The sequence below is a fragment of the Nostocoides japonicum T1-X7 genome (assembly GCF_001046855.1).
Lineage (GTDB): Bacteria > Actinomycetota > Actinomycetes > Actinomycetales > Dermatophilaceae > Nostocoides > Nostocoides japonicum.
Window position 1 is genome coordinate 3,436,089 of sequence record NZ_HF570958.1, and the last position, 11,739, is coordinate 3,447,827.

10 protein-coding genes are annotated in these 11,739 nt (G+C 73.2%); 5 read left to right on the forward strand and 5 right to left on the reverse strand.

Annotated elements, in window-relative coordinates:
- The 5 genes from BN12_RS25285 to BN12_RS15565 form a co-directional block, all read right to left on the reverse strand.
- Positions 1-364, reverse strand: a 364-nt coding sequence (locus BN12_RS25285; RefSeq protein WP_048553873.1) for a hypothetical protein, incomplete at its 3' end; no start/stop codon positions are given.
- Between the two features lie 824 nt (positions 365-1,188).
- Positions 1,189-2,421 (reverse strand): TadA family conjugal transfer-associated ATPase, encoded by a 1,233-nt coding sequence (locus BN12_RS15550; protein ID WP_053080051.1) that lies wholly within the window; start codon positions 2,419-2,421, stop codon positions 1,189-1,191.
- Positions 2,418-3,365: a hypothetical protein gene (locus tag BN12_RS24605; protein ID WP_157635524.1), complete on the reverse strand. Its 948-nt coding sequence runs from the start codon at positions 3,363-3,365 to the stop codon at positions 2,418-2,420. Before BN12_RS24605 ends, BN12_RS15550 begins: the two co-directional genes overlap by 4 nt.
- A gap of 772 nt (positions 3,366-4,137) precedes the next feature.
- Positions 4,138-4,938 (reverse strand): Fic family protein, encoded by an 801-nt coding sequence (locus BN12_RS15560; protein ID WP_235432424.1) that lies wholly within the window; start codon positions 4,936-4,938, stop codon positions 4,138-4,140.
- Between the two features lie 44 nt (positions 4,939-4,982).
- Positions 4,983-5,855 carry a thioesterase family protein gene (locus BN12_RS15565; protein ID WP_048556472.1) on the reverse strand — a complete coding sequence of 291 codons (873 nt, stop codon included), beginning with the start codon at positions 5,853-5,855 and terminating at the stop codon, positions 4,983-4,985.
- Positions 5,856-5,967: 112 nt separating this feature from the next.
- Between BN12_RS15565 and BN12_RS15570 the strand changes: the two genes are divergently transcribed.
- The 5 genes from BN12_RS15570 to BN12_RS15590 all read left to right on the forward strand — a co-directional run bounded on the left by BN12_RS15570 (position 5,968) and on the right by BN12_RS15590 (position 11,581).
- On the forward strand, positions 5,968-6,840 hold the full coding sequence (locus BN12_RS15570) for a hypothetical protein (RefSeq protein WP_048553881.1): 873 nt from the start codon (positions 5,968-5,970) through the stop codon (positions 6,838-6,840).
- A gap of 181 nt (positions 6,841-7,021) precedes the next feature.
- Positions 7,022-9,001: an acetate--CoA ligase gene (acs, locus tag BN12_RS15575; RefSeq protein WP_048553883.1), complete on the forward strand. Its 1,980-nt coding sequence runs from the start codon at positions 7,022-7,024 to the stop codon at positions 8,999-9,001.
- A gap of 110 nt (positions 9,002-9,111) precedes the next feature.
- Entirely contained in the window at positions 9,112-9,780 is a 669-nt protein-coding gene (locus BN12_RS25815) for a helix-turn-helix transcriptional regulator (protein WP_048553885.1), read from the forward strand.
- Positions 9,781-9,867: 87 nt separating this feature from the next.
- Positions 9,868-11,337, forward strand: a complete 1,470-nt coding sequence (locus tag BN12_RS15585) for a hypothetical protein (protein ID WP_048553886.1) — start codon at positions 9,868-9,870, stop codon at positions 11,335-11,337.
- 4 nt (positions 11,338-11,341) lie between these two features.
- Entirely contained in the window at positions 11,342-11,581 is a 240-nt protein-coding gene (locus tag BN12_RS15590; RefSeq protein WP_048553890.1) for a hypothetical protein, read from the forward strand.
- The last annotated feature ends 158 nt before the right edge of the window (positions 11,582-11,739 follow it).

Consider the following 11,739-nt stretch of genomic DNA (forward strand, 5'->3'; position numbering starts at 1 on the left):
CGGCCGGCGCCCAGACCGCCGGCGCGAACCGCCAGCAGTCGTCGGGGTCCAGGCCCCAGCGGTGGGCGACCGCGACCGCGCGAAGCTGGCGCCCGGCAGGACCGTCGACCCGGCACGAGACGTCGTCGAGCGCCTCGACGGGACCACATCCGGAGCGCAGGGCCAGGGCGAGGAGGGTGAGCGCGTCGGCCGCCTCGGCGACGGTCGCTCCCTTCTCGTCCGCCGCGTCGCGCGTGCCCGGCACCGTGCCGTCCCTCGACCCTGGCGCACCGGCGTGCTCGTGCTCGCCTCCGGAGGACCTCGGCGGCCACGACAGGATCGCCGCGACGACGAGGACGACGAGGACGACGACGAACGCGGTCATCGGTGGCGCACCGGGCGGCTGGCCGACCGCAGGAGCCTGCGTGCCCACCACCAGCCCGCGCTCGTGAGGGCGAGACCGACGGCGCATGAGACACCCGCCGCGGGGGTTCCGTAGGCGGCGCGCACGTCGACGCCGGCGAGGGCGGCGATGAGGGGTCCTACGAGCGGAAGGATGCTGAGGACCCACATCGATGCCTTCGGTCCCGCCTCCGCGGCGGCCCGCCCGCCGACGGTTGGCGGCGTCGGCCGACCTCAGCGTCCTCGCGCAGGACGCCACGGCGCTCGTCAACGGCGACCCGCGCTCGCGGCTCATCCACCAGGCGAGGACCAGGAGGCGCACATCGGCCACACCGTCTCTCGCGACCGGGGCCAGGCTCCGGGGAGCCTGGCGCCCATTCCCCCCGTGCGGAGGAGCTTCCGGCGGAGGCAGGCCGAGGACGAGCTCGGGTCGCCCATCGGCGGGCTGCCGGAGCATGGTCGCGAGCCTCGTGCGTCGCGGGTCGGGTGGCCCCTGGGTGCCCTCGGCGAGATCGACGGCCTGATCCGGTCCCAGACCGGCCGACAGGCACAGCGCCAGCAGCTCCGCGAACTCGGCCGCCACCGCGAGATCGGTCGCTCCGCCCCGGCGCGCCCGCCGGGCCCATCCCGTCCGCCCCGCTGTGGTCTGCGCATTCCGAGTCCCCGCACTCCGAGACTCGGCACTCCGCGCCTTCCGAGGCTCGCCACTCCGCACGCCCCGACCGGAGAGTCCCCACGGCACCGACGAGCCCCGGCTCGGCCAGAGCAGCGCCGCCGCGGCGACGAGCAGTCCCATCACGAGGAGGGTCATGACAGGTCCACCCCGCTCGCGCCGGATCCTCGGCCCGGTTCGCCCACCCGGCCTGGCTCGCCCACCCGGCCTGGCTCGCCGGACCGGATCGGCTCCGGTGACCGGCCGGATCCCGCGGCGAGCAGCCGGGCCAGGCGCGGCATGCCAGGCCCATCGCGACTGGTCACGCCGTCGGCGACGAGGGCCGCAACCACCTCGCCGCGACCGAGGAGAGCCACCTCCGCGACCCGCCGACGAGGTCCGTCCCGGCCGAGGTGGACGACAAGCTCGACCGCACTCGCGACTTGGGCCGCCGTGGCCTCCTCCGACAGCCCGGCCAGCGCTCCCAGCGCCGCGAGGCGTGCCGGCACGTCGGCGGGACGGTTCGCGTGGAGCGTCGCGCAGCCGCCGGCGTGACCGGTGTTGAGGGCCGCGAGCAGCTCCCTGACCTCCGCGCCCCGGGCTTCGCCGACGACGAGCCGGTCGGGTCGCATGCGGAGCGCCTGGCGGACGAGGTCGACGAGCGTCACCGACCCGACCCCCTCGACGTTCGCGGCACGACCCTGGAGGGAGACGACGTGCGGGAGGCGGAGCGAGAGCTCCCGGACGTCTTCGACGACGACGATCCGGTCGGCAGCGGGGCCGGACTCCAGCAGGGCGGCGAGCAGCGTCGTCTTGCCGGTTCCGGTGCCTCCCGTCACGAGGAAGGAGACGCGGGCGGCGACGATCGCCTCGAGGACCTGGCGCATCCGAGGGTCGACCATGCGACGTGCCGCGAGCTCCTCCAGCGTCCATCCGTCCCGGCGCGCGAGGCGGAGGCTGACGTGGGGGCCGCCGGCGGCGATGGGCGGCAGCACGGCATGGAGCCGGATGCCGCCCGGCAGCTGCCCGTCGACCCAGGGCTGGCTGTCGTCGAGCCGCCGCCCCGCGACCCCGGCCAGGCGGGGCGCGAGACGGCGGACCGCATCGGGACCGCCCACCTCGATGTCCGCCCGGCGAAGTCCCGCACCCGCATCGACCCAGACCGAGCCGTCGCCGTTGACGAGCAGGTCGGTGACGCCGTCGACGACGAGGGGCTCCAGCGGACCGAGGCCCGTGAGCGCCGACGTCCACCCAGCGTGTGCCTCCTCGGCTCCGCGCGCGCCGAGCACCATGGCGTCCATCTCCACGAGGGCACCCACGGTCGCATCGTCGGGAGTGGCCCCGGCACGGATGAGCCGTGCGAGCCTGGCGTCGGGGACGATGCTCACGCCGTCGCCACCGCTCGCGGCGGAGGGAGTGCGGCCATCAGCAGGTCCACGCCCCGGTCGAGGCCGTGCGCGCGCTCGCCCGGTGGGACGCCGTGCTCGAGGTCCGCGCCGACCCGCGCCTCGTCGGCCCAATGGGTCAGCAAGGGCAGGCCCACGTGGGTCGCCACCTCGTCCGCCAGCCCCGCACACCGCGCCGGGCCCCGGGTCACGAGGTAGGCCGCGGCACCGGGCGGCGGCAAGCCGGCGCCTGGGACCTGGATCGACATCGAGCTCCTGCCAGGGCTCCCGGGCCGCTCAGGACCCTCGCCGGGCGCCGGCGACGAGTCGCGACCCCCACCGGGCGCCCGGGACGGTTCGGGAACCCCGTCGGGCGCACGTGTTCCTCCCCCAACCTCGCCGGGCACACCCGATGAGATGACGCCCCTGCGGGGCGCACCTGCCGCGTCGGAGCGCACCGCTGGTGCCTCCGGCGTGCGGTGGAGGTCCGCCGCGACCTGGTCGAGGTCGGCGAGGCGGCGGACTCCGAGACCGGCGACGACGACGACGGCCGCACAGTGGGTGACCGCGACACGGCCGGACGGGAGACCGGCACCGAGGTCGAGGACGAGAAGGTCGGCCACGTCGCGGAGCCCGCACAGGACCGACTCGAGCACGGCGGGGGGCGGGGGACGTCCGTCACCCGCCAGAACGGCATACCGGCCGGTCCGTGGGAGCGCCGAGACGACCGCGGCGCCGTCGGTCTCACCGCGGAGCCGCTGGAAGGCGGACCAGCGTGGACCGGGCAGGTGCTCGATGCCGACGTGGACGTCGAGCGCGCCGGTCGCCGGATGGGCGTCGACGAGGACGGTGCTGCCGCGGGCCGCCCGCCAGGCGAGGTGGGCCGCGGCCGTCGAGGTGCCGACGCCACCGGAGGCTCCGAGCACACCGATCACGAGACCTGTCATGCGGACACCCTCGTCGACGCCGTCGGTCGACGGCAGGGGTCGGCCGGGGCTGTGGACGACCGGCACGGATGTCATCGCCTTGTGGACGAGAGCCCGCCGCGGGATGTCGCCCGGACGGAGGCGTGCGGCGCCACCCGGACGGAGGCGTGCGGCGCCACCCGGACGGCCGCCGAGGACCATGGCCCATCCCACCGGCGCCGGAAAGGGGACGGCCCCGGTCGGGGGGACAACCGGGGCCGTCGACGCGCCGTGCTCCGGGGGGGAGGAGCAGGTGCGCCGGTGCTCAACCCCGAAGGGGAGCAACACGTCAATCGTGAGGCATCCGGGGTACGCGCGCAAGTCGGCGGCACGACGGATTTCGAGGCGCCGACTTCCGCATGCGCGGCCAAACGCCGCAACCAGGACAAATCACTCGATGCGCCAGAGATCGTCCAGCACCACGGCGCACATCGACGCCACCGCCGCGGGCCCGCACCTAGGCCCCACAAAGGGACGGCACCCCGGGCTCGCGGGGTGCCGTCGACCGTGAGCCGGTGCGGGCGACCAGGCGTGCATCCTGTCGTCGTCGTCGTTGGACGTCGGTGTCCGAACGACGAGCCGTCCATCAGTGGACTGCCTGCGCGTGGGTACCCGCGTGGCTCGCGGTGGTCCAGCGCCGCCGTGGTGCAGTGGCGACACCCCAAGGTCTACTCCACGACGACCGGTCTTGGGAACCCCCAAGCGCCGACGGATGGGTGGATTCATGGCTGGACCTGGATCCGGGGGGCCGGGATCAGCCGAGGCGGCCGGCTCGCACGGCGTCCGCGACGGCCGCGCCTTCGGCGGCTCCGGCCACGTAGGCGTCGCACGCATGCCCCAGCCAGAGGGCCACGCCTTCCGGTGACCCGGTGCCGTATGCCGCGAGCGCCCCGACGTAGGCGGGTCCGCCGAGCCTCGCGTACCCCTCCTCCGGCACCGCCACGCCCGTCGGGTCGAGGCCGCTCGCCTGGACGACGCAGCGCTCCGTGGCCCGGGCGACGAGGCCGTTGCCCCGCAGGAAGGGCCGGACCGTCGCGATCTCCGCGTGGACGACGGCCGCGACGAGCGCGCCCGGGAGCACGCCGGAGCCGAGGGCCCCGAGCAGCTCCACGAGGCCGGCGAGCCGCGCGGGAACCTCGGAGGCGGGCACGGCCGGGCCGAGGTCGGTCAGCTCGCGGCACTCCTCCCGGCCGAGGCGCGGGCGGCCGAGCGCCGCGTCGTCGACGAGACCGGCCGCCCCGACGAGATGGAGCCGGGCGAGGGCCTGGAGCGGTGCCGTGGTGACCAGAGCGCGGACGTGCTCGGTCTCGGCGGTCGCCGCGATGGCGCACCGCATGACCTTCTCGACGGGGTCGAGCTCGGTATGCCAGGTGACCGCCCCCCGCATAAGGTCGCGGACGATGTCGAGCGAGAGCCGCGCCCCGTCGAGACCCCCACTGGCATGGGCACCTCGGACCCGGGACTCGGCGGCCGCCTCCGGGGTCCGACGGCGCAGCCCCTCGTGCCAGCGCAGCGCGGTGCACGCGTCCCGGGCCGCGTCGACCTTGGGCGCCACATCCGGACGGTCCCCGAGACGCAGAACCGCGTCGGTCGCCGCGGTCACCCCGGTGTCCCGCCGGGCGAGCCGGGGGCCGCTCCCTCCGGCAGGCGGATGCCGGCCAGCTGCCGGGACTGGGCGACGAGGCGGCCGGTCGAGTCCCAGATCCGGGCATCCTCCTCCATGACCGACGCGGTGACCGTGTCGGTGGACGCCTCGACGAGGAGCCAGCCGTCCGCCGGGCGCGCGCGGACGTGACCGGTGAACTCGAGCGTCGGCGCCCACCCGAGGATGCCGAGGTCGAAGGCGACGGGGGGCAGCGCGTCGAGGAAGAACAGAAGGGAGAGGGCATCGACGGGACGGCCGTCGGCGAAGCGGATCCAGCCCCGCATCCGGCCCTCCTGCGTCGGCGAGCCCACCGCCCAGCCCGCGGTCCGCGGGTCGAGGCGCAGGTCGACCCGGTCCATGAGAGGCACCTTCCCGCGGAGCGGGGACGGCGCGTCGGCCGAGGCGAGGCACTCCTCCGGCGACGGGACGTCCGGCGGGGCGGGCGAGCGCAGGACGGTGTCGCCCATCGCGCCGAGGTCGCCGAAGCTGCCGAGGGCACGCAGCCGCTCGACCGGCCCGTCGGGGCCGTCCTGGAAGAGGCTCACCTCCCCCGTCGACAGGGTCCGGCCCATCCGGACGACCTCGCTCACCGCCTCGACGGGGCCCTTCGCGGCCGCCGAGAGGAAGTAGGCGGACAGGACGACGGGGTCGCCATGGGCCTGGGGCGCGCCCTCCGCGGCGAGCCGGTCGCCGAGGGCCTTCGTCGCGAGAGCCATGAGGAGACCGCCGTTGACCGCCCCGCCGATCCGCCAGCCGCCGCCCAACCGTCCCGAACTCGTCCCCCCGTCGAGCACGGAGAGGGCCAGTGCGTCATCGAACTCGGTCACGGGCAGGAGCGTATGCGAGGGGCCGCCGAGCCGAGAACGGCCCCGGTCGGCGGACTCGGGCCAGGGTGCACGGACGCGAGCCGGGACCATCGTCACGAACTAGGCTCGCCCCATGGTGCAGAGCGGCCAGACCGACCTCGGCACGCCGCGGGTCTTCGTCGAGTTCGACGACCCGACGGACCGGCGCCGCCGGTTCCGCTGCGACCTCACGTGGCTCACGTCGAGGTGGACGTGCATCTACGGCCGCGGCTGCCGGAGCATCTTCGCGGCGGTGCCCGACGGCGGCTGCTGCGTCATCGGGGCCCATCTCGCGAGCGACGCGGACCGGGACCGGGTCGCCGCCGTCGTCGACCGGCTCGACCCGACGCTGTGGCAGCACCATCCCGGATCGACGGCGGTCGAGGCCTGGTCGGAGGTCGTCACCGAGGGCGAGGTCTCGGTGACGCGGACGAAGGTCGTCGACGGGGCGTGCATCTTCCTCAACCGCTCCGGATCCGGCACCGGGGCGGGCTGCGCGATGCACTGGCTCGGGGAGCGCGAGGGCCTCGACCACGTGGCCGTCATGCCCGAGGCGTGCTGGCAGCTGCCGATCCGCCGCGTCGACCGGCTCCTCGAGCATCCGGACGGCACCCGCCAGGTCGAGGTGACGATCACCGAGTACGACCGGCGCTCCTGGGGTCCCGGCGGCCACGAGCTCGACTGGTTCTGCAGCAACGCGCCCGAGGCACACGTCGGACGCGAGCCGCTCTTCCGCAGCGGCCGGGCCGAGCTCGTCGCCCTCATGGGTGAAGAGGCGTATGCCGAGCTGGTCCTCCGGGCCGAGGCGCACCTGACCGCGGTGGTGGCGGCGCGCGCTCCCGCCCAGCGCGCCCTGCTGCCCCTCCTCGTCCACCCGGCGACCCTTGCCGCACAGGCCGACCGGCCCGCCCCGCCACCACCTCCGCGGGCGGCCGGCCGGACGCGTCCGAAGAAGCGCCGCCGGTGACGCACTACGTGGCGGGCGCGTCGCATACCCGCTCGTGACGGTCCCCACCCACCCGTGACCGTGCCCACCCATCCGTGGGACGCTTCGCAGGAACCCCTCCCCTTGCCCAGCACCCGGCGGCACGGTTGAGTGAGGAGAGGTCGCCAGGCCCACACCGATAGCGCTCGAGGAGGAGCCCCCCGTGTCCGAGGAAAGCCTGTCCCAGGAACACCACACCTTCGCCCCCGACCCCGCGTTCGCCGCGCAGGCCAACGGCACCAAGGAGCTGTATGCCGCGGCCGAAGCCGACCACGAGGGGTTCTGGGCGCAGCAGGCCCGTGACCGCATCTCCTGGGCGACCGACTTCGGGCAGACGCTCGACTGGTCCGACGCGCCGTTCGCCAGGTGGTACGTCGGCGGCGAGCTCAACGCGGCCTACAACTGCGTCGACCGCCATGTCGAGGCCGGCCACGGGGACCGCGTCGCGATCCACTTCGAGGGGGAGCCCGGGGACACCAGGACCATCACGTATGCCGACCTGCAGCGCGAGGTGTCCAAGGCGGCCAACGCGCTGGAGTCCCTCGGGGTGGGCAAGGGCGACACCGTCGCGATCTACCTGCCGATGATCCCCGAGGCAGCCATCGCGATGCTCGCGTGCGCGCGGATCGGGGCACCGCACTCGGTCGTCTTCGGCGGGTTCTCGGCCGAGGCGCTCAACACCCGCATCAACGACGCCCAGTGCAAGATCGTCATCACCTCCGACGGCGGGTACCGACGGGGCGCGCCGTCCCCGCTCAAGCCCGCCGTCGACGCCGCCCTCGAGCACGCCGACACGCCCGTCGAGAAGGTCCTCGTCGTCCGGCGGACCGGACAGGACACGACGATGGTCGAAGGGCGCGACCTGTGGTGGCACGACGTCGTCGACCCGGCGTCGGAGAGCCACGAGGCCCAGCCGCACGACGCCGAGCACCCGCTGTTCATCCTCTACACGTCGGGGACGACGGGGAAGCCGAAGGGCATCTTCCACACGACCGGCGGCTACCTCGTCCAGTGCGCCTACACGAGCGCGGTCGTCCACGACCTCCATCCCGAGCGCGACGTCTACTGGTGCACCGCCGACATCGGCTGGGTGACCGGCCACTCCTACATCGTCTACGGGCCGCTCGCGAACGGCGCGACGCAGGTCATGTACGAGGGCACCCCCGACACGCCGCACCGGGGACGCTGGTGGGAGATCGTCGCGAAGTACGGCGTGACGGTCCTCTACACCGCCCCGACGGCGGTCCGGACGTTCATGAAGTGGGGCCACGACATCCCCACGCAGTTCGACATGTCCTCGCTGCGCCTCCTCGGGTCCGTCGGCGAGCCGATCAACCCCGAGGCCTGGCTCTGGTACCGCAAGTGGATCGGCGGCGACCGGTGCCCGATCGTCGACACGTGGTGGCAGACCGAGACCGGGGCCATCATGATCTCGCCGCTGCCCGGCGTGACGACCCTGGAGCCCGGCTCGGCCCAGCTGCCGATCCCCGGCATCAGCGCGGAGATCCTCGACGACGAGGGCCAGCCGTTCACCGAGGCGGAGAAGGTCGGCTACCTCGTCCTCACCAAGCCGTGGCCGGCGATGCTCCGGGGCATCTGGGGCGACCCGCAGCGCTACAAGGACACCTACTGGAGCCGGTTCGGGCCGAAGTACTACTTCGCCGGCGACGGTGCGAAGTACGACGTCGACGGCAACATCTGGCTGCTCGGCCGGGTCGACGACGTCATGAACGTCTCCGGTCACCGGCTGTCGACGGCCGAGATCGAGTCGGCGCTCGTGTCGCACCCGAAGGTCGCCGAGGCGGCGGTCGTCGGCGCCTCCGACGAGATGACCGGCCAGGCCGTGTGCGCCTTCGTCATCCTCCGGCAGGAGGCGGTCGCCGAGGCCGACGAGGTGGGCGAGGGCGTGGACCTCGTCAAGGAGCTGCGTGACCACGTGGCCAAGGAGATCGGCCCGATCGCCAAGCCCCGGCAGATCATGATCGTCCCCGAGCTGCCGAAGACGCGGTCGGGCAAGATCATGCGCCGCCTCCTCAAGGACGTCGCCGAGAACCGCGAGATCGGCGACGTGACGACGCTCGCCGACTCCTCGGTCATGTCGCTCATCAAGGAGGGCCTGGTCGCGGGCGCCTCGTCCGACTGAGCCGGGCGAGGGGGAGGGGGCCGGTGACCTGACCCCCTCCCCTTCGCCTCACGCCGGTCCCGTTCCCTCCCGGGCTCCGCCCGGTTTGCGTGGGTTGGGACGATTCAGCGGTGGCCGAGCCGCGGTTGCCTCCGCTGAAGGGTCTCGGCGTGCTCCTCGGCGGCGACGATCCCCGTCTCGTCGCGGCGCTCACGGCAGCGCTCGTCAGTATCGGCTGGGCCGCCGTGGCCCACGGTTCGGGCGGCGCGTCGGGGCTCGGCATACCGGTCGCTCGCGTCGTCGTCACCGAGGCCACCCGCGCTCGGTCGTCCGCCACGGCCTGGCCGGCCACCTCCCTCGACGTGCGGACGATCGTCGTGGGCCCCCGCTCCGCGGTCCGGGCCCTGCTGACGGCCGTCGCGCGCGGGGCCGTCGCCGTCATCGACAGCGAGCAGCCCTTCCTCGACCTCATCGCCCAGCTCGACGCCGTGCTGAGGGGAGCGGGTCCGACGGATCGCTCGACGCTCCTGGAGCCCATGCGGGACCGCACCCGGCGGGCGGCCGCCCTCGCGCGGCTCACCCCCCGCGAGGAGTTCGTCCTGGCCCAGCTCGTCGAGGGGCGGACCGCGACGGAGATCGCCGCGCTCTCGCATGTCTCGCTCGCCACCGTGCGCACCCAGATCCACGGGATCCTCGTCAAGCTCGACGTGAGCTCGCAGCTGGCGGCCGTCGCCCACGCGCACCGCTACGCCGACACCGGCCCGGTTCGCGATGCAGTTCGCCAGATTCATCAATTTTGAGGATGTTTGTCTGGTTCATCCGGATGAGCATCGTTCTCGCGCCCGATCCACCCGGGGCGCAGAGATCGAACAGGATCGAGGATCACGATGACAACGACCGATGTCGCAGCCGGCACGGCGTTCTACTCCGCCTTGCAGGACAAGGCGATGGCAGCCGTCAAGGACACCTTCAAGAGCGAGCTCTACCCCGTGCAGTACCCCGCCCAGGGCGACTTCCCGTGGAACTGGCAGAACGCCAACGGCGTCCTCAACGACCTGACCTACCAGTACATCGACGCGCTCGTCTCACCCGGACAGGTTCCCGGGACGGTCGCCCTCTCCACCGGCGGCGGCTTCGCGAACGCCTACGTCTCGGTGCTCAACGCGATGGCCTACGCGCTCTCCAGCGGCGACCAGCAGAAGCTCAACCAGGCGCAGTCGAACGCCTCCCTCCAGGCGCAGACGATCGTCACCGACTACCAGAGCAGCTTCGGCACCATCACCGACGCCCAGCTCACCGCCGCGGGCGTGCGGACCAAGCAGGACTACGTCATCGGCTACGTCCTCGGCTCGCAGTGGAGCGGTTCGACGCCCCCGCTCAGCTACTCGAAGATGGCGGCCGCCCGCAATCTCAAGGCGCTCCTGCCCAACGCCCCGTCCGGCGGCGACCAGGTCATCACCGACGTCGTGACGTACCTCAACATCATGCAGCCGGTCAACGCGCTCTCCGACGAGCTGCAGAACGGCGCGTGGATGCTCGCCCAGCTCAAGGCCAACGCGATGGCGCCGTCGGCGAGCAACGGCGGGCAGCAGACGTTCAACCCCAACACCGGGGCGATCGTGCCCGGCTACAACGTCGGCTGGGGCGTCAACACCTCCGTCCAGTCGATCAGCAACGACCTGCAGAACACCTCCCGCACGATCGAGATCTCGATGACGACGGAGCAGTCGTCGGGCAGCACGCTCAACGTCAACGTCGAGGGCGAGGCGGGCTTCAGCATCGGCTCGTGGCTGGAGTTCAGCACCGAGGCGAGCGCGAGCTACGACATGTCCAAGGCCCAGGGCACGAGCACCGACTGCTCGGTGACGATCACGTATGCCGGGTACTCGATGGTCGCGTTGTCGCCGGCCGCGTGGCAGCAGGCGACGAACGTCGGCTTCTACTGGGCCGATCCGATCGCGCAGGCGGTCGCCAACGAAGGCCAGGACGTCACCGGGTTCCGCTTCGTCAGCACTCCGCCCTACACGATGGACGGGGTCGCCGACGGTGGCGGGTTCGGCCTGCTCACCAACCTGCTCGTCGCCAACTACCCGACGGTCAAGGTCACCTACAGCCACGCCGACTACGCGAGCTTCGAGCAGAACTGGTCGGAGTCGGTGACGGGGAACCTCACGCTGTTCGGCTTCATCAAGCTCGGCAGCTTCAGCCAGGGTGCCTACGGCAGCAGCGTGGAGGCGAGCTCCGACAACAGCTCGTTCACCGTGACCTTCACGCCGTCGCCGGAGCTGGTCAACCAGCCGCAGTCGCTCAAGACGGCATACGTCATCTCCGGCGCCGTCGCGAACCCGGGAGCGTGAGGTCATGGCCGTCTACGTCTGGGCCCAGTACTACTACGCGGCGCCCGTCAACCGGAACATCTCCTCCTACGAGATCTGCTACGGGAAGAAGCACGTCCACGGACTGCAGCCCACGCCCCAGCAGATCGCGGAGGTGAGCGCGGACCTCCTCAACAAGGTGACGGCCGCGGGCACGACGGCGGGTCAGATCCCGCCGGTTCCCGCGGGGTACGCCGCGGAGATCCGCACGAGATCGGCGCACTGACCGCGGGCGCCTCGAGGCACGGGCCTGATCGCAGGCGCCTCTGGGCGCGCAGGGCGGGTCGACACCGGTATCCGACGGTGTCGACCCGCTCTACGCGCTGCCCGGCTGCCCCGATCTGCGCCGGCCGGGTCGCGCCCGCGGGCGGGCCGGCCTCAGCG